Origin of the sequence: Achromobacter veterisilvae, assembly GCF_037619525.1 — a bacterium.
GTDB lineage: Bacteria > Pseudomonadota > Gammaproteobacteria > Burkholderiales > Burkholderiaceae_B > Achromobacter > Achromobacter veterisilvae.
This window is the reverse complement of the sequence record NZ_CP148753.1, coordinates 1230178-1251798: the sequence shown is the minus strand read 5'-3', so window position 1 is coordinate 1251798 and position 21621 is coordinate 1230178. Positions and strand designations below refer to the sequence as shown.

At 67.9% G+C, this 21621-nt stretch carries 15 protein-coding genes; 10 read left to right on the top strand and 5 right to left on the bottom strand.

Annotated features, from left to right (window positions below; translation table 11 throughout):
* Positions 1-3: 3 nt before the first annotated feature.
* Positions 4-2706 carry a cation:proton antiporter gene (locus WHX56_RS05860; protein WP_338880710.1) on the bottom strand — a complete coding sequence of 901 codons (2703 nt, stop codon included), beginning with the start codon at positions 2704-2706 and terminating at the stop codon, positions 4-6.
* A gap of 190 nt (positions 2707-2896) precedes the next feature.
* On the opposite strand from WHX56_RS05860, the gene cpdA reads away from it, so the two are divergent.
* Complete coding sequence (gene cpdA, locus WHX56_RS05855) at positions 2897-3736, top strand: 3',5'-cyclic-AMP phosphodiesterase (protein WP_338880709.1); 840 nt, start codon at positions 2897-2899, stop codon at positions 3734-3736.
* A 549-nt stretch (positions 3737-4285) separates the two neighbouring features.
* Here the strand turns inward: cpdA and rpoH are convergent.
* From rpoH to fghA, 3 genes are all read right to left on the bottom strand, one after another.
* Positions 4286-5170 (bottom strand): RNA polymerase sigma factor RpoH, encoded by an 885-nt coding sequence (gene rpoH / locus WHX56_RS05850; protein WP_129241289.1) that lies wholly within the window; start codon positions 5168-5170, stop codon positions 4286-4288.
* A 272-nt stretch (positions 5171-5442) separates the two neighbouring features.
* Positions 5443-6132: a hypothetical protein gene (locus tag WHX56_RS05845; protein WP_129241288.1), complete on the bottom strand. Its 690-nt coding sequence runs from the start codon at positions 6130-6132 to the stop codon at positions 5443-5445.
* An 86-nt stretch (positions 6133-6218) separates the two neighbouring features.
* Positions 6219-7085: an S-formylglutathione hydrolase gene (gene fghA, locus WHX56_RS05840; protein ID WP_129241287.1), complete on the bottom strand. Its 867-nt coding sequence runs from the start codon at positions 7083-7085 to the stop codon at positions 6219-6221.
* Between the two features lie 234 nt (positions 7086-7319).
* Here fghA and WHX56_RS05835 point away from each other — a divergent pair, with 234 nt between their 5' ends.
* From WHX56_RS05835 to WHX56_RS05820, 4 genes are all read left to right on the top strand, one after another.
* Positions 7320-8060: a hypothetical protein gene (locus tag WHX56_RS05835; protein WP_129241286.1), complete on the top strand. Its 741-nt coding sequence runs from the start codon at positions 7320-7322 to the stop codon at positions 8058-8060.
* A gap of 408 nt (positions 8061-8468) precedes the next feature.
* Positions 8469-13208, top strand: a complete 4740-nt coding sequence (locus WHX56_RS05830) for a glutamate synthase-related protein (protein ID WP_129241285.1) — start codon at positions 8469-8471, stop codon at positions 13206-13208.
* 8 nt (positions 13209-13216) lie between these two features.
* Complete coding sequence (locus WHX56_RS05825; protein ID WP_338880708.1) at positions 13217-14683, top strand: glutamate synthase subunit beta; 1467 nt, start codon at positions 13217-13219, stop codon at positions 14681-14683.
* A 199-nt stretch (positions 14684-14882) separates the two neighbouring features.
* A complete protein-coding gene (locus WHX56_RS05820; protein ID WP_129241283.1) occupies positions 14883-15518 on the top strand; it encodes an OmpW/AlkL family protein in 636 nt (211 codons plus the stop codon).
* Here WHX56_RS05820 and WHX56_RS05815 read toward each other — a convergent pair.
* A complete protein-coding gene (locus tag WHX56_RS05815; protein WP_338880707.1) occupies positions 15515-16381 on the bottom strand; it encodes a LysR family transcriptional regulator in 867 nt (288 codons plus the stop codon). The genes WHX56_RS05820 and WHX56_RS05815 overlap by 4 nt on opposite strands.
* A 65-nt stretch (positions 16382-16446) precedes the next feature.
* Here WHX56_RS05815 and WHX56_RS05810 point away from each other — a divergent pair, with 65 nt between their 5' ends.
* The 5 genes from WHX56_RS05810 (at position 16447) to mlaE (ending at position 21617) form a co-directional block, all read left to right on the top strand.
* Positions 16447-17697, top strand: a complete 1251-nt coding sequence (locus tag WHX56_RS05810; RefSeq protein ID WP_338880706.1) for a YbfB/YjiJ family MFS transporter — start codon at positions 16447-16449, stop codon at positions 17695-17697.
* Entirely contained in the window at positions 17694-18671 is a 978-nt protein-coding gene (locus WHX56_RS05805; protein WP_338880705.1) for a tripartite tricarboxylate transporter substrate binding protein, read from the top strand. Before WHX56_RS05810 ends, WHX56_RS05805 begins: the two co-directional genes overlap by 4 nt.
* Before the next feature lie 18 nt (positions 18672-18689).
* Entirely contained in the window at positions 18690-19751 is a 1062-nt protein-coding gene (locus tag WHX56_RS05800) for an NAD(P)H-dependent flavin oxidoreductase (protein WP_338880704.1), read from the top strand.
* Between the two features lie 244 nt (positions 19752-19995).
* Positions 19996-20832, top strand: coding sequence for an ABC transporter ATP-binding protein (locus tag WHX56_RS05795; protein ID WP_129246765.1), 837 nt, complete (start codon positions 19996-19998; stop codon positions 20830-20832).
* Complete coding sequence (mlaE, locus tag WHX56_RS05790; RefSeq protein WP_129246768.1) at positions 20829-21617, top strand: lipid asymmetry maintenance ABC transporter permease subunit MlaE; 789 nt, start codon at positions 20829-20831, stop codon at positions 21615-21617. The genes WHX56_RS05795 and mlaE overlap by 4 nt, the downstream gene beginning before the upstream one ends.
* The last annotated feature ends 4 nt before the right edge of the window (positions 21618-21621 follow it).

The following is a 21621-nucleotide window of genomic DNA, read 5'->3' as shown; positions in this document are numbered from 1 at the left end:
CAACTAGCGAGGCACGGCTCCCGGCTCGCCCAGGATCTCGCCCGGCGGCACGCCCTCTTGCGGCGTGCCGGCGCCGGGCGTCCCGCGCGCGGCCTCCGCGCTTTCCGCGCCTGCGCCGGACGGCGTGCTGACCCCCGCGGCCTCCGCAGCTTCGGCCGCCTGGGCCGGGCTGGGCGCCGAGGCCGGGGCAGGAGCCGGCGCGGGCGCGGCGTTGGCCTGCGAGAACTGTTTCCACACCTCGATCGCGCGCAGGCGCTGCTTGGCCACGAGCTGGATGCGCTCGCGCAGGTTTTCATCGCGCGCCAGCAGGGCGTGGAAATCCCGCGAGGACAGCATCAGCAGCTTGCTGTACCCCAGCGAAGTCACGTCCGGCATGATCTGCTGTTCTCCCAGCAGCCCGAGTTCGCCGAAGAATTCGCCGCTGCCCAGTTCGATCATGGTGTCGTCGGGCAGATGCACGGCCACGGCGCCGGACGCCACGAAGCACATCTCTTCGCCATGCCGGCCCTTGGTGAGCACGCGCTGGTCCGGCAGCGACAGCCGCGGCTTGAGCAGCTTGCTGATGGCCCGCAGGGAGTCGGCCGACAGGCCTTCGAACAGGGGCACGCGCTTGATCAGTTCGGCCGCGCTCATTTCGATGTCCAGCGGCGGATGCTTGTCGATATGGGCCCAGCGGCTCTTCAATTGCGCCATCAGGTCCGCGTACACCTCGCCACTGATCAGGAATTGCTCGAGCATGTCGCGATAGCGGATGCGCTCCATTTCGCGGGCCACGCGGCCCAGGTAGCTTTCCTGCAGCCACTGCGCATAGGACGGGTATTGCAGGTTGAGGGCCTGCATGGCGTTTTCGATCAGGTCCAGCCGGCGCTGGTGCAGGATGACGATGCGCTGCGTCGCTTCCTCGCCCAGCAGGGGCGTGATCTGCTCGCGGGCGAACACGATCAGGCGCTGCGCGACCGACCGCTTGCTCATCAGGTTGGCGAAACGCTGGCCCAGTTCGCGCGCCAGCCAGCCCTGGAACCCGAACAGGTAGTGCAGGCGCAGGGCGATGCGGAATCCGGTGGAATAGCGCACGTCGGCGACGATGGCGCGCTCGAAGCCCGGGATGCCCCCCAGCCGGATCGCGTCCTCCAGCCGTTCCGCCCGCGCCAGCAGGGCCTCGGCCATGCGCCAGTCCACGATCTGCGCCTTCAGGATGTCGAAGAACATTTCCTCTTCGCGCTGCGCCACGATGGCCAGTCCCACCGCGACGCGCTGGTCGTCGCTCATCTGGCTGACCTGGCCGTCGTGCACGCTGGTCAGGCTGGCGTCGAACACGGCGCGGATGCGGTCGCGGACCTCGGTGCCGATGTGCTCGGTCCTGGCAACCTCGTCCGTCTTGCCCTGCAGGTCTTCCAGCGCCACGGCCAGGGCCTGGTTGCGGATGGTGCGCTCCACGGACGACAACTGGTTCAGGCCCAGCATGCGGATCAGCGGACGCAGGCTGATGCCGTTGACGAACAGCGTGATCAGCACGAAGCCCGTGGTGGCGACGGCGATAAACTGGCGCGCTTCTTCGGGCACGCCGGTCTGTTCCGTGACGGCAAGCGCCAGCGCCAGCGATACGGCGCCGCGCAGTCCGCCCCACAGCATCACCACCTTGTACGGATTGCTGACCTTGGTGCTCAGCGGGGTCATGCCCAGCAGCGGCAACAGGCCGAAGACCACGATGGCGCGGGCCACCAGCGTGGTCACGAACAGCACCGCCACCAGCACCAGTTCCTGCCAGTCGGCGGCCGCCATCAGCTTGGGGATCAGCATCGCCGCGAACAGGAAGATCAGCGAATTGGCCCAGAACCCGAACTGCTCCCAGGAACTGGCCAGGTGTTCAAAGGTGGTGGGGGACATGCGCGTGCGGCCGGCGGACCCGACCACCAGGCCGGCGATCACCGTGGCGACCACGCCCGAGACGTTCAGGTAGTGCTCGGAAATGAAGAAGGACAGGTAGGCCAGCGTCAGCGTCAGCGTGATTTCCGCCGTGGGGAAACCGCGCAGCCAGGCGAACAGCAGGCAGGCCAGGCGCCCCATCGCGAAGCCGGCCAGGCCGCCGCCGATGAAGTGCACGATGAAGTCGTTGAAAATGCCGCTGACGGTCAGCTCGCCATGTCCGCTCAGGACGGCCAGCAGCACCGAGTACAAGGCGATGGACGCGGCGTCGTTGAACAGGCTTTCGCCTTCGACCAGGGTGGTCAGGCGCTTGGGGGCCCCGACCTCCCGGAAGATGCCCACCACGGCCACCGGATCGGTCGTCGCCACGATGGCGCCCAGCAGCAGGCAGACCACCATGCCGTAGGGCGAAATGGCGTCCAGGGTCACGCCGACCACCACGGTGCACACCACCACGGCCACGATGGCCATCATCAGGATGGGGCCGATGTCGTCCATCAGGCGCCGCACGTTCATGGACAGCGCGGTCTCGAACAGCAGCACCGGCAGGAACACCATCAAGAAGGTTTCCGACGAAATCTCGAAGTGTTCCAGGGAGTCGAGGAAGTCGCCGATCCAGCTAGGCGCCCAGCCATGCACGTGCACGATGATGCCGAGCAGGCAGCCGACGATGGCCAGCAGCACCGAATACGGCAGCTTGAGGCGGCCGGCCAGGGGCGGCATGAAACAGACCAGCGTGAGCAAACCGGCCAGGCCGAATACGAGAAAACCGACATTCATTATTAGCGCCGCGTCCGATCTTGAATCTGAAGTTTCACAAGAATAGCGGCTTTTTTCCTCCAGCCCGGGCCGGGAACCACAGAGAATCGTCGAGAATGCACGTTTCGTTACCCCAATGCGGGCGTGCGATACGCGCTGCGCCATGTTTTTTGGGTAATGTGGAATTGCACCAACTTTTCAGGAGCGGCACTTGGCCCGCATCCATTCACTGACCCGGCGCGACGACGCGCCCGCCATGCTGGTCCAGGTGACGGACAGCCATCTGTTCGGCGAAGCCGGCACCTCGATGCTGGGCGTCGATACCGACGCCAGCCTGCGCGCCGTGCTGCGCCAGATCGAGGCCGACGGCCGCCATCCCGACCTGCTGCTGGCCACGGGCGACCTGTCCCAGGACGGCGAGGCGGCGGCCTACCGGCGCTTCGCCGCCATCCTGGCCGAGGCGCCCGCGCTGGACCGCGCCTGCGTGCGCTGCCTGCCGGGCAACCACGACCTGCCGGCCGTGATGCGCCAGGAATTGGCGGAATGGTCGGTCCCGGTGGCCGACGTGGGCGCCTGGCGCGTCGTCACGCTGGACACCACGGTGCCGGGTTCCAACGCGGGCCATCTGCCCGACGCCCAGCTCGACATGCTGGAAGCGGCGCTGGCCGAGGCGCCCGGCCGCCACACCCTGGTGGCGATGCATCACAACCCCATGCAGATCGACAGCCACTGGCACGACACGATGATGATCGACAACCCCCAGGCGCTGTTCAAACTGCTGGCGCGCTGGCCGCAGGTCCGCGTGCTGCTGTGGGGTCACGTGCACCACGAGTTCGACCGCCGCCGCCACAACCTGCGCATGCTGGCCACGCCGTCGACCTGCTTCCAGTTCAGCATCCGGGACGGCAAGCACGTGGTGGACAACATGGCGCCCGGCTACCGCTGGATCAAGCTGTACCAGGACGGGTCGATGGCGACGGGCGTTCGGCGCGTGCAGGACGCGCTGTGGCACACGGCCCTGGCCGCGCCGGACAAGGCGCGGGCGGCGTAGGTCGTTCCAAGATGGGCCAGCCCCCGCGGGGGACAGCAAGCGCGCGAAGCTTGCGCGGCGTGGGAGTTCACCACAGCCTCCGCAAGAATAGCCGCGCCGCCGCCGGGCCGCCCCAAGGCGGCGCAGCCCCCTCGGGGGGCAGCAAGCACGCGAAGCGTGGGCAGCGTGAGGGTCCACCACAGCCTTCGCAAAAATGGCCGGCCCGCCGCCGGGCCGCCCCAAGGCGGGCCAGCCCCCGTGGGGGGCAGCAAGCAAGCGAAGCTTGTGCAGCGTGGGGGCCCAAATAAAAAACGGGGCACCGATATGCATGGTGCCCCGCAAACATCCGTCTCATAGGGGAGGGGAAAGAGGAGAAGCCGAGACGGACGATAAGACTACCAACCGAAGTTCGCGGTCTACATGAAGTTAGGCGGCGCGATCCCCATTAAGTTTCTGGCGCGGTGCAAAATTTCCGGATGAATTTGTATCAAATTATGCAAGCCGCCTAGCCGGGCCGCCAAAAAACGAAAGGGCCGCGGAAGCGGCCCTTTGCATGAACGACGCGGTGTCTTAGGCCGCGAGGTTGCCCCGCATCTTCTTCAGGGCGGCGGCCTCGATCTGGCGGATGCGTTCGGCCGAGACGCCGAATTCCTGCGCCAGTTCGTGCAGCGTGGCGCCGCCGTCGTCCTGCAGCCAGCGCGCTTCGACGATACGGCGCGAACGGGGGTCCAGCGCCTCCAGCGCGTCGCTCAGGCCGCTGCCTTGCAGTTGGTCGCGCGCGGCGCGTTCCAGCACCCGCGTGGGTTCCTGGCGACCTTCGTCGGACAGGTAGGCGATGGGCGCGTAGCTGTCATCGTCGTCGTCCTGGTTTTCCAGCGACATGTCGCGGCCGGACAGGCGGACTTCCATTTCGCTCACGTCTTCGCGGCGCACGTTCAGTTCGCGCGCGATGTGGTCGACCTGGTCGGGATCCAGCGTCTGGCCGTCGGGGCGCATGCTGCGCAGATTGAAGAACAGCTTGCGCTGGGCCTTGGTGGTCGCGACTTTCACCAGGCGCCAGTTGCGGATGATGTATTCGTGAATTTCCGCCTTGATCCAGTGCACGGCGAACGACACCAGGCGCACGCCGCGTTCGGGATCGAAGCGCTTCACGGCCTTCATCAGGCCGACATTGCCTTCCTGGATGAGGTCGGCGTGGGGCAAGCCGTAGCCCAGGTACTGCCGGGCCACCGACACCACCAGCCGCAGGTGCGACAGGATCAGCTCCCGCGCGGCGCCCAGGTCTTCCTGGTCGCGCAGGCGGCGGCCGAGCTCGGTTTCACGTTCCGCCGACAGGACCGGCAGGCGGTTCACCGCGGAAATGTATGCGTCGATCGTGCCGAGTGCGCCCGGATTGGCAATGGCCAACGCCAGGGCGTTGCCGGAAGCGGCCAACGAGGTACTGGGTTGTTTCATAGCGGGAGTCTCCGGAAGGCGAAGGGGTAACGACATGGATTCGATGTTAGCACTCTAGTAATGGGAGTGCTAATTCGACTATTGCGGCGCGTCAAAGTTTCCTTCCGCATAGCTCGTCCCCATTTATTTTCAACAAGCCCGAACAGCGGGCGCGACATCAGGGCAGCAAATTTTCGCCAGAATGGCCGCGCCGCCGCCGGGCCGCCCCAAGGCGGCGCAGCCCCCGCGGGGGGCAGCAAGCCCGCGCAGCGGGCGCGGCGTGGGGGCTTTCCCTACCAGCCCAGGCGTTTCAAGCCCTCGGCGGTGGCCTCTCCGTCCGGCCGGACGAACAGCGCGCCCCGGGGATCCATGTAAACCTGGTAGCGGGCGCCGTCGAACAAAGGCATATAGGCGCCGCTGCCGAATTGGACATCGACGAAGGGGAACCAGTTCGGAAAATTCTTCTTCAGCGAGGCCAGGTCCGGGGCGGGCCAGTCGTCCAGCGCATGGACCGAGCGCGTGGCCGTGGCCTCGCGGGCCGCATCGCTGTACCGGCCGGACAGCCGCTCCAGGCGGTACAGCGGCGGCGCGCCCGCCATCAGCGCCGGCACCTTCCAGCGGACGACCCGCGCGTCGATCTGCCATTGGTCGCCATACAGCACGTACTGCCGGGTCCCGCTGCCCGGAGCGCTGGCGTCGACCTGGAACTGGCCCTCGGCCAGTTGCCGGATTTCGATACGGGCGACGGACTCGTCGGCGGTCAGGCGGAAGAACTGCACCAGCGACAGGGCCAGCAGGCCGGACACGCCCCCCAGCAATACCAGCATCAGCCCGAACAGGCGGCGCACCGGCCGGAACTGGAATATCTTGCGGCCGCGTTCGTCGCGCGGGCCGCCCCGGCCCAGCAGCATGACGATTCCCGGCAACAGGACGACGATGGCGCCCAGCAGTATCCAGACAAAGGGAGCGATTCCGTTGATCAAGTCAGGCGTTCCTTTCTAAGAACACGCCGCGGGCGGCGGCCGGGCCGGGCCCCGGGCGCGGCGGGCCCGCCAGTATAGAAGCGCCCTCAGGCCGCCGGTTTTCCAAGCCGCTCGACGTGAAACCGGATGTGATCCTCGATGAAGGTCGAGATGAAGTAGTAGCCATGGTCGTAGCCTCCGTGGCGGCGCAGGGTCAGCGGCTGGTCCGCGGCGGCGCAGGCGGCCTCGAATACCTCGGGATACAACTGTTCCGCCAGGAACTGGTCCGACTCCCCCTGGTCGATCAGGATGCCGCCGGGGAACGGGCGCCGGGCCTGGCGCATCAGCGCCGACGCGTCATAGGCGGCCCAGTCGTCGACGTCGGCGCCCAGGTAGGCGCCGAACGCCTTTTTGCCCCACGGACACTGGCTGGGCGCGGCGATGGGCGCGAACGCCGACACCGAACGGAACTTGCCGGGATTGCGCAGCGCCAGCACCAGGGCGCCGTGGCCGCCCATGGAATGGCCGAAGATGCCCGTGCGCGACGCGTCGCCCGGCAGGGCGCCGCCCGTGACGATGCCGTGCAATTCCTGGGTCACGTAGCTGTACATGCGGTAGTGGGCCAGCCAGGCGGGCGTGGTGGCGTCGACGTAGAACCCCGCGCCGGTGCCCAGGTCCCAGCTTTCGTCCTCGCCCGGCACGTTGGCGCCGCGGGGGCTGGTGTCCGGGGCGACCAGCATGACGCCGAGTTCCGCGGCCAGGCGCTGGGCGCCAGCCTTGATCATGAAGGTTTCTTCCGTGCAGGTCAGCCCCGCCAGGTAGACCAGCACGGGAACCGGTCCCTGTTCGGCTTGCGGCGGGACGTAAACGGAGAACCGCATGGGCAGGCCGATCTCCGCGGACTCGTGGCGATAGTAGCGCTGCCAGCCGCCAAAGCAGCGATGCTGCGAAATGAGCTCCAGGGCCGCGGCCATAGGTCTTCTCCAGTCGTGAGGGGTAAAAAAAACGCCGGCGGGTTAGGGTATATCCACGGTACGACGTTCCGTCGCCAAATGTTAACCTGCGCTTTCTCGGGTACGGACAGCGAAAAAAATGACAGTTCCTTGCCCATATCGTGATCACGGGACTTGACCAGCGCCTACCGTGGCACTATTTATATACCGTGAGAGAAGACAAACCGTTCTTCCGGATACGCAAGTCCTGACACTATGGCCCGTCTGCCCCGTCTGTACGCCCCTGGGCTGCCCCAACTGGTGCAGGCCAACTTCATCCAGCCGCTGGCCGCGCCGTCGCAACCCGCGCCGGCCGACATCCTGAATCAACTGGCCACCTGGCTGGGCGAATCCGCCCAACGCCATCGCGTCTCGGTTCACGGCTGGCTGCTTGCCAACGACCGCATCCTGCTGCTGGCCACGCCGGCGGACGAAGAAGGCTTGCCGCGGCTGATGCAGACGCTGGGCCGCAACCTGGCGGCGCGGCTGCGCGGCGGCCGGGTCTTCGCGGGGCGCTACCGTTCCGCCTTGCTGGAGCCGGGCGCCTGGGTGCTGCCGGCCCTGGTCTGGCTGGAAACCTACCCCGTGCGCAGCGGCGCCTCGCAGGATCCCGATTCCTGGCCCTGGTCCTCCGCCGCCAGCCACACCGGCAACACCACCGCGGCGCCGGCGCAATGGCAATCCGACCACGCCGATTACTGGGCCTGCGGCAACACCCCGTTCGACCGCCAGGCCAACTACCGCAAGCGGCTGCAGGACGGCCTGTCGCGCGAGGAAAGCCAGCGCATCGACCAGGCGGTTTCCGGCCAATGGGCGCTGGGCGGCCCCAGCTTCATCGCCAGCCTGGCCCATACCGCCAGCCGGCGCGTCGCTCCCGGCCAGCGCGGACGCCCCCGCAAGAAACCCGCCGCCCCGGCGCCGGCGGACGCCGAGCCTTCCTCCACCCCCAATTCCTGATTCCGGGCCCGCCCTGGCGGCGGACCCAGCCAGTTGCGCGCGCAACCCGTGAGGGCGGCGCGCGTCTGCACGCGTGGCCGTGGCATCGCCCAGGACACGCGCCGGCATTGGCATACGCGCAACACTGAGACCCGTTCCAATCCCATCCGGAATTGAGGAAAAACAAGGGACGCATTACCGGAAAAACGGGGATCCAACGACGCCGGCCGCACCCCCTTGGTGCATACCCCCTTGCCCAGCCCTTGGCGGCGCGGCCCTTGATACGTCCCTCTATAAAACCTCTATGGCAAAACTCTAATATAAATGGGGACAAACCCTGTTTATTCCTGTTGCACCCTACTCATGACGGGGGTATTGTCCGTCTCCTGCACTGCAACATTACGACGCAGGCCCACTGCGGAGCGCGCCATGCCCCAAAACACCCAGATCGAATCCTGTCCCCCGCCCAAGGCGGCCCCCATCGACGCCAGCCGCATCGGCTTGCCGCCGGCCCAGGGTCTGTACCATCCCAAGAACGAGCATGACGCCTGCGGCGTCGGCTTCGTCGCGCACATCAAGGGCAAGAAAAGCCACGCCATCATCCAGCAGGGCCTGAAGATCCTGGAAAACCTGGACCACCGCGGCGCGGTCGGCGCGGACAAGCTGATGGGCGACGGCGCCGGCATCCTGATCCAGATTCCCGACACTCTCTACCGCGACGAACTCAGCCACCAGGGCATCATCCTGCCGCCTCCCGGCGAGTACGGCGTGGCCATGGTGTTCCTGCCCAAGGAAACCGCGTCGCGCCTGGCCTGCGAACAGGAACTGGAGCGCTCCGTGCGCGCCGAAGGCCAGGTGGTGCTGGGCTGGCGCGATGTGCCCGTGGACGTCGACATGCCCATGTCGCCCACCGTGCGCGCGTGCGAACCCGTGATCCGCCAGTTGTTCATCGGCCGCGGCGCCGACGTGATGGTGCCCGACGCGCTGGAGCGCAAGCTGTACGTGATCCGCAAGACCGCCAGCCACGCCATCCAGAACATGCACCTGGCGCACGGCAAGGAATACTTCGTGCCCTCGGCCTCGGTTCGCACCGTGGTCTACAAGGGCCTGCTGCTGGCCGACCAGGTCGGCCGCTACTACCGCGACCTGGCCGATACGCGCACGGTGTCCGCCCTGGCGCTGGTGCACCAGCGCTTCTCGACCAACACCTTCCCGGCGTGGCCGCTGGCCCACCCGTACCGCATGATCGCCCACAACGGCGAAATCAACACGGTCAAGGGCAACTTCAACTGGCTGCGCGCCCGCGAAGGCATGATGCAGTCCGCCGTGCTGGGCGACGACCTGAAGAAGCTGTACCCCATCGTCTACGAAGGCCAGTCCGACACCGCCACGTTCGACAACTGCCTGGAACTGCTGGTGAATTCGGGCTATTCGCTGGCCCACGCCATGATGATGATGATCCCGGAAGCCTGGGAGCAGCACACGCAGATGGACGAAAGCCGCCGCGCTTTCTACGAATACCACGCCGCCATGATGGAGCCGTGGGACGGCCCCGCCGCGGTCGCGTTCACCGACGGCCGCCAGATCGGCGCCACGCTGGACCGCAACGGCCTGCGCCCGGCCCGCTACCTGGTCACCGATGACGACATGGTCATCCTGGCCTCCGAAGCCGGCACGCTGTCCATCCCCGAGAACCGCATCGTCAAGAAGTGGCGCCTGCAGCCGGGCAAGATGTTCCTGATCGACCTGGAACAGGGCCGCATCATCGACGACGCCGAGATCAAGCTGCAACTGGCCAACAGCCGCCCCTACCGCCAGTGGATCGAGCGCCTGCAGATCAAGCTGGAATCGCTTCCGGCCCCGCGCCAGGCGCCCGCGGCCACGCAGTCGTCCGTTTCGCTGCTGGACCGCCAGCAGGCCTTCGGCTGGACCCAGGAAGACTACAAGTTCATCCTCGAACCCATGGCCGCGAGCGGCGAGGAAGTGATCGGCTCGATGGGCAACGACGCCCCGCTGGCCGTGCTGTCCGACCGCGCCAAGCCGTTCTACAACTACTTCCGCCAGTTGTTCGCGCAGGTCACGAACCCGCCGATAGACCCCATCCGCGAGCAGATGGTGATGTCGCTGGTGTCGTTCATCGGCCCCAAGCCCAACCTGCTGGACATCAATAACGTCAACCCGCCGCTGCGCCTGGAAGTGACCCAGCCGGTGCTGGACTTCGCCGCCATGGCGCAGATCCGCGACATCGAGCAGGTGACCGGCAAGAAGTTCCGCAGCTTCGAACTGGACATCACGTACCCCGCCGCCTGGGGCCCCGAGGGCATCGAAGCCCGCGTGGCCGCGCTGTGCGCGCGCGCCGTCGACGCGGTGCGCAGCGGCTACAACATCCTGATCGTGTCCGACCGCCTGGTCGACAGCGAGCGCGTGGCCATCCCCGCCCTGCTGGCGACTTCCGCCGTCCACCAGCACCTGATCCGCGCCGGCCTGCGCACCAACACCGGCCTGGTCGTGGAGACCGGCTCGGCGCGCGAAGTGCACCACTTCGCGCTCCTGGGCGGCTACGGCGCCGAAGCCATCCACCCCTACCTGGCGCTGGAATCGCTGGGCAAGATGAACGACCCCGAAAAGGCGGTCAAGAACTTCATCAAGGCGATCGGCAAGGGCCTGAACAAGGTCATGTCCAAGATGGGCATTTCCACGTACATGTCCTACACCGGCGCGCAGATCTTCGAAGCCGTGGGCCTGCAAAGCGCCCTGGTGAACAAGTACTTCACCGGCACCTCGTCCAACATCGAAGGCATCGGCATCTTCCAGGTCGCCGAAGAAGCGCTGCGCCAGCATCGCGCCGCCTTCGGCACGGATCCGGTCCTGGCCAACGACCTGGACGCGGGCGGCGAATACGCCTATCGCGTGCGCGGCGAAGAGCACATGTGGACGCCGGATTCCATCGCCAAGCTGCAGCATGCTTCGCGCGCCAACAACTACCGCACGTACAAGGAGTACGCGCAGATCATCAACGACCAGAGCCGCCGCCACATGACCCTGCGCGGCCTGTTCGAGTTCCGCTTCGATCCGTCGCGCGCCATCCCGCTGGACGACGTCGAATCGGCCAAGGATATCGTCAAGCGTTTCGCCACCGGCGCCATGTCGCTGGGCTCGATTTCCACCGAGGCGCACTCGGTGCTTGCCGTGGCCATGAACCGCATCGGCGGCAAGTCCAACACCGGCGAAGGCGGCGAAGACGAACTGCGCTACCGCGCCGAAATGCGCGAAGGCAAGAGCACCGTCAAGGACGGCGACACGCTGGCCTCGCTGCTGGGCTCCGACCGCATCGAAGCCGACGTCGCGCTGAAGAAGGGCGACTCGCTGCGCTCGAAGATCAAGCAGGTGGCCTCGGGCCGTTTCGGCGTGACCGCCGAATACCTGTCGTCCGCCGACCAGATCCAGATCAAGATGGCCCAGGGCGCCAAGCCCGGCGAAGGCGGCCAGTTGCCCGGCCACAAGGTGTCGGAATACATCGCCAAGCTGCGCTACTCGGTGCCGGGCGTGGGCCTGATTTCGCCCCCGCCGCACCACGACATCTACTCGATCGAAGACCTGGCCCAGTTGATCCACGACCTGAAGAACGTGAATTCCAAGGCCTCGGTATCGGTCAAGCTGGTGTCCGAAGTGGGCGTGGGCACGGTGGCCGCGGGCGTGGCCAAGGCCAAGGCCGACCACGTCGTGATCGCCGGCCATGACGGCGGCACGGGCGCGTCGCCGGTGTCCTCCATCAAGCACGTGGGCACGCCGTGGGAACTGGGCCTGGCCGAAACACAGCAGACGCTGGTGCTCAACCGCCTGCGCAGCCGCATCCGCGTGCAGGCCGACGGCCAGATGAAGACCGGCCGCGACGTCGTCATCGGCGCGCTGCTGGGCGCCGACGAATTCGGCTTCGCGACCGCGCCGCTGGTCGTGGAAGGCTGCATCATGATGCGCAAGTGCCACCTGAACACCTGCCCGGTGGGCGTGGCCACGCAAGACCCGGTCCTGCGCAAGAAATTCCAGGGCAAGCCCGAGCACGTCGTGAACTTCTTCTTCTTCATCGCCGAGGAAGTCCGCGAAATCATGGCCCAACTGGGCATCCGCAAGTTCGACGACCTGATCGGCCGCGCCGACCTGCTGGACATGCGCTCGGGCGTGGAGCACTGGAAGGCCCAGGGCCTGGACTTCGCCCGCGTGTTCCATCAAACCCAGTCCGACGCCGACGTGCGCCAGACCGAAGAGCAGGACCACGGCCTGGCCGGCGCGCTGGATCATCAACTGATCGAACGCAGCAAGCCCGCGCTGGAGCGCGGCGAAAAGGTCTCGTTCATCGTTCCGGTGCGCAACCGCAACCGCACCATCGGCGCCATGCTGTCGGGCGCGGTGGCCTCGCGCTACGGCCATGACGGCCTGCCGGACGACACCATCCACATCCAGTGCAACGGCACGGCGGGCCAGAGCTTCGGCGCGTTCCTGGCCCACGGCATCACGATGGACCTGGTGGGCGAAGGCAACGACTACGTGGGCAAGGGCCTGTCGGGCGGCCGCATCATCGTGCGCTCGCCCAACGACTTCCGCGGCTTCGGCCCCGACCACATCATCGCCGGCAACACCGTGCTGTACGGCGCGCTGGCGGGCGAGGCGTTCTTCAACGGCGTGGCCGGCGAACGCTTCGCGGTGCGCAACTCGGGCGCCGCCACGGTGGTGGAAGGCACGGGCGACCACGGCTGCGAATACATGACGGGCGGAACCGTCGTGGTCCTGGGCGCGACGGGCCGCAACTTCGCGGCCGGCATGTCCGGCGGCGTGGCCTACGTGTGGGATCCGGAGCGCACGCTCAAGCACCGCGCCAATCTGTCCATGGTCGAACTGGAAGCCGTCTCCTCGCACGCCGAACAGGTCGCGCAGAACGGCATGGACACCTGGCACAGCGCGCAGCGCGGCGGCGAACGCGAAACGGACGAAGCCATCCTGCGCCGCCTGGTGGAAGACCACTTCCGCTACACCGGCAGCTTCCGCGCCCGCGAGATCCTGGGCGACTGGGAAGCCTCGCGCGGCAAATTCGTAAAGATCATGCCGACGGACTACCGCCGCGCATTGGGTGAAATGTGGCGTGCAGCCAACCCGCAACAACTGGCTGCGTGAGGGAAATCATGGGAAAGATCACCGGATTCATGGAATACCAGCGCCTGCAGGAGGCCTCCGAGGCCCCGCAGAAGCGCCTGAAGAACTGGCGCGAGTTCGTGCTGCACCTGAACGACGACCAGGCCAAGCAGCAGGCGGCGCGCTGCATGGATTGCGGCATCCCGTTCTGCAACAACGGCTGCCCGGTCAACAACATCATCCCGGACTGGAATGACCTGGTTTACAAGCAGGACTGGAAGCGCGCGCTCGAAGTGCTGCACTCCACCAACAACTTCCCGGAGTTCACGGGCCGCATCTGCCCGGCGCCGTGCGAAGCCGCCTGTACCTTGAACATCAACAGCGACGCCGTGGGCATCAAGTCCATCGAGCACGCCATCATCGACAAAGGATGGGCCGAAGGCTGGGTGGCTCCGCAGGTGCCGGCGCGCAAGACGGGCAAGAAGGTCGCCGTCGTGGGTTCCGGCCCCGCCGGCATGGCGTGCTCGCAGCAACTGGCCCGCGCCGGCCATTCCGTGACCCTGTTCGAAAAGAGCGACCGCATCGGCGGGCTGCTGCGCTACGGCATCCCCGATTTCAAGCTGGAAAAGCACCAGATCGACCGCCGCATCTCGCAGATGGAGGCCGAGGGCGTGGAATTCGCGCCGTCGACCTACATCGGCAATCCGGGCGACCCGGTGGCCGACGGCCTGACCGTGCGCACGCCGGAATCGCTGCTGGCCGAGTTCGACGCGGTGGTGATGAGCGGCGGTTCCGAAACCCCGCGCGACCTGCCGGTGCCGGGACGCGAACTGTCGGGCGTGTATTACGCCATGGACTTCCTGCGCCAGCAGAACAAGGCCGTGGCCGGCGACCGCCTTACCGACCAGACGCTGGCCAAGGGCAAGCACGTGGTGGTGATCGGCGGCGGCGACACGGGTTCCGACTGCGTGGGCACCAGCAACCGCCACGGCGCGGCCTCGGTCACGCAGTTCGAACTGATGCCCCAGCCGCCCGAATCCGAAAACAAGGCCATGACCTGGCCCTACTGGCCGCTGAAGATGCGCACCTCGTCCTCGCACGAGGAAGGCTGCGAGCGCGACTGGTCCGTGACCACCAAGCTGTTCAAGGGCAGCAACGGCAAGGTTGAAAAGCTGGTCGGCGCCCGCGTCGAATGGTTCAAGGACGAAGCCACCGGCCAGATGAAGATGCGCGAAGCCGAAGGCTCCGAATTCGAGATCAAGGCCGACCTGGTGCTGCTGGCCATGGGCTTCGTGTCGCCGGTCCAGACCGTGCTCGACGCCTTCGGCGTGGACCGCGACGCGCGCGGCAACGTGCGCGCCAATACCGACGACTACCGCACCAACGTGGAAAAGGTCTTCACCGCCGGCGACATGCGCCGCGGCCAGTCCCTGGTGGTCTGGGCCATCCGCGAAGGCCGCCAGTGCGCGCGCGCCGTCGACGCCTACCTGATGGGAAGCAGCGAACTGCCGCGCTGATCCCGCGACGGTCCCCCCGACGCCGCCGAGCGCCCCGCGCCGGCGGCGTTTTCTTTGGCGCGCGCCCTCGCGCGGCCCGATGTTGCGACATAACCACTTTTTCAACGCGGTCTTTTCACGCTTTGACACATATCAATCGTGGCCGGCGCCAGGTCTGCGAATCTGTGTGCTCAACCCATGGAAAGATCGGAGAAGAGAAATGTTTTCGCTGAACGGGCCTATTCGCGCCACCGCCATCGCCGGCCTGCTCGCCGCCGCCTCGCTCGCCCCCGCGCACGCGCATGAAGCCGGGGATGTGCTGCTCAAGGTCGGCGTCACGCAGGTGCGCCCGGATTCCAACAACGGCAGCGTGCTGAACGGCGGCGTCAAGCTCGACGTCAACAACAATGTCCGCCCCAGCTTCACCCTGACCTATATGGCCACGCGCAACATCGGCCTCGAACTGCTGGGCGCCTGGCCTTTCGAGCACGACATCCGCGGCAGCGGCCTGGGCAAGATCGGCTCGACCAAGCACCTGCCGCCCACGCTGAGCCTGCAATGGCACATCCTGCCGGACAGCATGATCCAGCCCTACATCGGCGTCGGCATCAACTACACCCACTTCTTCGACACCAAGACCGAAGGCGCGCTGAGCGGCTCCAGCCTGAAGCTGAAGGATTCGTGGGGCGTGGCCGCGCAGCTCGGCGCCGACATCAAGATCAATGAGCGCTGGTTCATGAACGCGGACATCCGCTACATCGACATCTCGTCCAAGGTCAAGCTGGACGGCCAGCACATCGGCACCGCGCGCATCAATCCCTGGGTCGCCACCCTGGGCGTCGGCTACCGCTTCTAAACGGCCTTCAGTTCCTGCCGCAAGGCCTGTAGCGCCGGCGTATCATCGTCGGCGCGCCAGACCAGTTGCGTCAGGGCCTGGCCATGGGGACCGGGCAGGGCGCAAACGCGCACGGAATGCGCCGTCCCCAGCACAGCCAGCACCGACCGCGGCACGATGGCCACGCCCGACCCCGCGGCCACGCACGCCACGATGGCGTGATACGACGCGAACTCCATCACGTTCCCCGGCGTCACGCCTTCCTGGTTCAGCCAGGATTCCAGGATGCGGCGATACGAGCATCCCGCCGCGAACGCGATGACGCTGCGGTTCCCCAGTTCTTTCGCGCTCCGGACCGGATCCCAGGCCATGGGCGAAATCAGCGCCAGCTCTTCCTGGAACGCGTCCATCGCCGCCAGCCCCTCGGCGGGGAACGGCCGGGCGACGAAGGCGGCTTCGATGTCGTAGTTGCGCACCTTGGCCGCGAGCGCCGCCGACGTGCCCGTCACCAGTTCGATGCGCACCCGCGGCCAGGACGCGTGATAAGCGGCCAGGATGGGCGGCAGGCGCGCGGCCGCGGTGCTTTCCATGGTGCCGATGCGCAGCACGCCCCGCAGCGAACCTTCGCGCACCGCGGCCTGCGCCTCGTCCGACAGGCGCAGCAGACGGTCGGCATACGACAGCAGCACGCGGCCCTGGTCCGACAGCACCAGCCGGCGGTTCTGGCGCCGGAAGAGCGGCGCGTCCAGCGAGGCCTCCAGTTGCTTCAGGCGGGTCGACACGTTGGACTGCACGCGATTGAGGTGCGCGGCGGCGCGCGCCACGCCGCCCTGGTCGGCAACCGCTTTGAATATTTGCAGCGCGTCGAGATCCAAGTTTCTCATTTCAAGAACTCAAGTTCTTAATAATTCACTATTAAAGATATTAGTACAGCCGTAGAGTAGGGAGCATGTCAACGCCCGTTACGTCTCCCGCCCCCCATTTCCGCGGCGCGGCCGCCCTGGCCTGGCCGGCGGCGCTGGCCCTGGCGGCGGCCATGGGGATCGGCCGGTTCGCCTTTACGCCGGTCTGGCCCTCGATGGCGCAGGAAGCCGGCCTGTCCCTGGCGCAAGGCGGCTGGCTGGCCTCGGCGAACTACGCCGGCTACCTGCTCGGCGCGCTGGCGGCCGTCGCCTGGCCCGTCCGGCGGCTGCGCGGCACGCTGGCGGCCAGCCTGCTGGCCGTGGCCCTGCTGACGCTGGCCATGCCGCTCTGGCAGGGGATGGCCGCCTGGTGCGCGCTGCGGCTGGCCGCCGGCTACGCCAGCGCCAGCGCCTTCATCTGCGTGGCGGCCTGGCGGCCCGTGCCCGCGGGCGACCCGCGAGAGGCTGGCGCGTCCGCCGTGGCCTACGCCGGCGTGGGCGCCGGCATCGCGCTGACGGGGCTGGCCTGCCTGGCGCTGGCGACGCGGGGCGCGCGCGCCGACACCCTCTGGATCAGCCTGGGCGGCCTGGCGCTGGCCCTGTCCGCCGCCGCCTGGGCGGCACTGCGCCGCCAGCCCGCGCCCGTCCCGCCGCGCGCCGCGGAGGCGCCGCCCGCCGGCCTGCCGCCCGGCATGCCGCGGCTGGCCCTGCATTACGGCATTTTCGGCGTGGGCTACATCGTCCCCGCCACCTTCCTGCCGGCGATGGCCAAGGAAATCATCCCGGACCCGGCGGTCTTCGGCTGGGCCTGGCCGCTGTTCGGGCTGGCCGCGGCGGCGTCCTGCCTGCTGGTCCCGCGGCTGGCCCGCGGCCGCGACGACCGGCGGGTCTGGCGCGGCGCCCAGGCCCTGATGGCCCTGGGCATGCTGGCCGTGGCGGTCTGGCACCACATCGCCGCCGTGATCCTGGCCGCCTTGCTGGTGGGCGGCACCTTCATGGTGATCACCCAGGCGGGCATGCTGGCCGCCCGGCGCGGGGCCGGCGCGGCGGCTCCCCGCGCGGCCGCCATCATGACCGCGGCCTTCGCCGCGGGCCAGATCCTGGGGCCGCTCCTGGCATCGTGGGCAACGCGCTGGGGCGCGGGCCTGCCGCAGGTGCTGGCGGGCAGCGCGGCGCTGCTGGCGCTTTCGGCATGGCGCTTGGGAAAAATCACGACAGATCGCAGGGACGCTGGGCATAATGCGATCGGCCCGCAGGGCTGTTCCACTAGAAAGCAGAAAGAGGAGTTCCCAGCATGAAACCGTTGCGTCCCCTTATCGCCGCCCTCGCGGCCGCCGCCGCCTTCAGCGGCGCCGCCCGGGCCCAGTCCACCGACTGGCCGGCCAAGCCCATCACCATGATCGTGCCCTACGCGCCGGGCGGCTTCGCCGACACCCGCGTGCGCCTGCTGGCGCGCAAGCTGGGCGAATCGCTGGGCCAGCCCATCGTGGTCGAGAACAAGGCGGGCGCGGGCGGCGTGGTCGGCACCAACCTCATCGCCAAGGCGGCCCCGGACGGCTACACCATCGGCACGGGCAACCTGGCCCCGATGGCGGTCAATCCGTCGCTGATGAAGGAAATGCCCTACAACCCGCAAAAGGACCTGGCGCCGGTCATCCTGATCGAAAACAGCCCGCTGGTGCTGAGCGTGAACAACGAGCTGCCCGTGAAGACGCTGGCGGACCTGATCGCGCAGGCCAAGAAGCAGCCCGGCAAGCTGTCCTTCGGCTCGTCCGGCGTGGGCGGCGCGCACCACCTGTCCGGCGAGATGTTCCGCGAACAGGCCAAGATCGACATCGTCCACGTCCCGTACAAGGGCGGCAGCCTGGCCGCGACCGACCTCATGGGCGGCCATATCTCGATGATGTTCGAAATGGGCTATTCGGCGCTGCCGGCCATCCAGGGCAAGAAAATCCACCCGATCGCGGTCACGTCGGCCAAGCGCCTGGACGTGCTGCCCGACGTCCCGACCATGGCCGAATCGGGCCTGCCGGGCTTCGAGTCGTACAACTGGCAGGGCATCGTCGCCCCGGCCGGCACGCCCGCGCCGATCATCGCCAAGCTCAACGCCGAGTTCAACCGCATCCTGAAGGAGCCCGACGTCCAGAAGGCGATCGCGGACACCGGCAGCCAGGCCGGCGGCGGCACGCCCGAGGAATTCGCCGCCTTCATCAAGAGCGAGACCGAGAAGTGGGCGCACGTCATCAAGGCTGGGAACATCCAGCTTCAATAACCTTCCAGGAGTAATCCCATGGCTTCCCGTCCGATCGATCTGCTCAAGCTGCTCCATCCCATCGTCCAGGCGCCCATGGCCGGCGGCGCCACGACGGTGGAACTGGTCTCCGAGGCATCGAAAGCGGGAGCCCTGGGCTCGCTCGGCGCGGCCTACCTGAGCCCCGAACAGATCGAGGCCGCGGCGCGGGCGATCCGCGCGCGCACCGAACGCCCGTTCGCCATCAATCTGTTCGCGTCCGTTCCGCAGGAAGCCATGCGGGGCGACGCCGGCCGCATGCTGGCGCTGATGGCGCGCTACCACCAGCAACTGGGCCTGGCCGCGCCCGCCGAACCCGTCCCCCAGCCCGACCCGCTGCCGGAACAGATCGAGGCGGTCCTGCGGGCGCGCCCGGCCGTTTTCAGCTTCACCTTCGGCCGCATGCCCGCCGAGGCGCTCGCGCGCTGCCGCGAACTGGGCATCCTGACCGTGGGCACCGCGACCACGGTGCGCGAGGCGGTCGCGCTGGAACAGGACGGCGTGGACGCCGTCGTCGCGCAGGGCGCGGAGGCCGGCGGGCACCGCGGCACGTTCCTGGGCGAGTTCGAGGAATCGCTGATCGGCACCATGGCCCTGGTGCCGCAGGTGGCCGACGCGGTCTCCGTGCCGGTCATCGCCTCAGGCGGCATCATGGACGGGCGCGGCATCGCCGCCGCCCTGGCCCTGGGCGCCGACCTCGCACAAATGGGGACGGCCTTCCTGACCACGGACGAGTCTGGTATCGGGGATGCCTACAAGGCGGTGCTGCCCGCCTCGCGGGCCGAGCAGTCGCGCGTGACCCGGGCGTTTTCCGGCCGCCCGGCCCGCGGCATCGAGAACGCGTTCATGCGGGATGCCGACGCCATCGCGGCCGACATCCTGCCGTACCCCCTGCAGAACGCCCTGACGCGGCCGATGCGCACGGCGGGCGGCAAGGCGGGCAACATCCACGTGCTGTCCCTGTGGGCCGGCCAGGGCGCACCCCTGGCCCGGCGCGAAACCACCGCCGATCTGATCGCGCGGCTGGCCCGGGAAACGGCGGCGGCGCGGGCGCGCCGCTGAGCCGGGATTGTTCCCCGCACCGAAAACACTGTTCCACGGGCGGCCCGTCGCGTTGTGATTACAGAGCGTCGGGCTACAATGGCGCCTCGCCGCTGGGAGCCAAGGCCCGCCTTCGTCCCCGGCATATGAGTAACAGGGCGCTTCCCGACGCCGCCTGTCCAGCCTGCGCCGGCCCTTACAACAGCCAGGCGCACCGGCCGGACAGCAGGGCAAGCTCCGCCGCCGAAACACCCGTTCGTTGCCCATGCCCGCTCAAACAAGCAGCACCCCGGAATTCGCCCTGCGCCTGGAAGGCGTGGCGCTCGGCTACGGCGATTTCACCGTCCTGCGCGATATCTCCATGGATGTGCGCGCGGGCCAGGTGGTCGCCATCATGGGCGGCTCGGGCTCGGGCAAGACCACCCTGCTGCGCGCGGCCACTGGCCAGCTCACCGCGCAACAGGGGCGCGTGCTGGCCTTCGGCCAGGACGTGGCCCTCGCCACCCCGGCCGAACTGCAATCGCTGCGCACGCGCATGGGCGTGCTGTTCCAGCAGGGCGCGCTCTTCACCGACCTGAACGTCTTCGAGAACGTGGCCTTCCCGCTGCGCGAGCACACCCGGCTCGAAGAAGCGGAAGTGACCGAGCGCGTGCTCGACAAGCTCGACGCCGTGGGCCTGCGCGCCGCCGCGCACCTGAAAGTCTCCGAAATCTCGGGCGGCATGGGCCGGCGCGTAGCGCTGGCCCGCGCCGTGGTGCTGGAACCCGAGCTCATCCTGTACGACGAGCCGTTCGCCGGGCTGGACCCGATCTCGCTGGGCATCACCGCCCGCCTGATCCGCAGCCTGGCCGACCGGCTGGGCTGCGCGTCGGTGCTGATCACGCACGACGTGCAGGAATCGTTCTCCATCGCGGACCGGGTGTACCTGGTGGGGCAGGGCAAGCTTGCCGCGGCCGGCACCCCGGAAACGCTGTCGGCCTCGCAGGACCCCTACGTGCTGCAGTTCCTCAAGGGCGAGCCCGACGGCCCCGTCGCGTTCCAGTATCCCGAAACGCCCGCTTTCCAGAAGTGGCTTTCGCAACAGAAGGGGCGCAAGGCATGAGCGGCTCCCGCAACACCATCGGCGCGCTGGGCGGCTGGGTGCGCACCCGGGTCTCCGGCATCGGCTACTTCACCCGGTTCTTCGGCGCCATGCTGGCGCGCAGCGGCATCGTGCTGTCGCGCCCCCGCCTGGTGTCGCAGCAGGTCCATTTCATCGGCAACTATTCGCTCTTGATCATCGCCGTGTCCGGCATGTTCGTGGGCTTCGTGCTGGGGCTGCAGGGCTACTACACGCTGAACCGCTACGGCTCCGAGGAGGCCCTGGGCCTGCTGGTGGCCCTGTCGCTGGTGCGCGAACTGGGGCCTGTCGTCACGGCGCTGCTGTTCGCCGGCCGCGCGGGCACTTCGCTCACGGCCGAGATCGGCCTCATGAAGGCCGGCGAACAACTCGCGGCCATGGAAGTCATGGCCGTGGACCCGATACGCCGCGTGCTGGTGCCGCGCCTGTGGGGCGGCATCATCGCCATGCCCATCCTGGCGGCGGTGTTCTCCATGGTGGGCATCCTGGGCGGCTGGGTGGTGGGCGTGATCATGATCGGCGTGGACGCCGGCGCCTTCTGGTCGCAGATGCAGAACGGCGTGGACGTCTGGAAAGACGTGGCCAACGGCGTCATCAAGAGCGTGGTGTTCGGCGTCTCGGTGACGCTGGTCGCGCTTTACGAAGGCTGGCAGGCCAAGCCCACGCCCGAAGGGGTCGCCCGCGCCACTACGCGCACGGTCGTCGTGGGCTCCCTGGCGGTGCTTGGGCTGGACTTCCTGCTCACCGCCTTGATGTTTGGAAATTGATACG

Coding starts and splice junctions, on each gene's coding strand:
- WHX56_RS05860 (WP_338880710.1), bottom strand. CDS start 2,706: ATGAATGTCGGTTTTCTCGTATTCGGCCTGGCCGGTTTGCTCACGCTG.
- rpoH (WP_129241289.1), bottom strand. CDS start 5,170: ATGAAACAACCCAGTACCTCGTTGGCCGCTTCCGGCAACGCCCTGGCG.
- fghA (WP_129241287.1), bottom strand. CDS start 7,085: ATGGCCGCGGCCCTGGAGCTCATTTCGCAGCATCGCTGCTTTGGCGGC.
- WHX56_RS05835 (WP_129241286.1), top strand. CDS start 7,320: ATGGCCCGTCTGCCCCGTCTGTACGCCCCTGGGCTGCCCCAACTGGTG.
- WHX56_RS05830 (WP_129241285.1), top strand. CDS start 8,469: ATGCCCCAAAACACCCAGATCGAATCCTGTCCCCCGCCCAAGGCGGCC.
- WHX56_RS05825 (WP_338880708.1), top strand. CDS start 13,217: ATGGGAAAGATCACCGGATTCATGGAATACCAGCGCCTGCAGGAGGCC.
- WHX56_RS05820 (WP_129241283.1), top strand. CDS start 14,883: ATGTTTTCGCTGAACGGGCCTATTCGCGCCACCGCCATCGCCGGCCTG.
- WHX56_RS05815 (WP_338880707.1), bottom strand. CDS start 16,381: ATGAGAAACTTGGATCTCGACGCGCTGCAAATATTCAAAGCGGTTGCC.
- WHX56_RS05810 (WP_338880706.1), top strand. CDS start 16,447: ATGTCAACGCCCGTTACGTCTCCCGCCCCCCATTTCCGCGGCGCGGCC.
- WHX56_RS05805 (WP_338880705.1), top strand. CDS start 17,694: ATGAAACCGTTGCGTCCCCTTATCGCCGCCCTCGCGGCCGCCGCCGCC.
- WHX56_RS05800 (WP_338880704.1), top strand. CDS start 18,690: ATGGCTTCCCGTCCGATCGATCTGCTCAAGCTGCTCCATCCCATCGTC.
- WHX56_RS05795 (WP_129246765.1), top strand. CDS start 19,996: ATGCCCGCTCAAACAAGCAGCACCCCGGAATTCGCCCTGCGCCTGGAA.
- mlaE (WP_129246768.1), top strand. CDS start 20,829: ATGAGCGGCTCCCGCAACACCATCGGCGCGCTGGGCGGCTGGGTGCGC.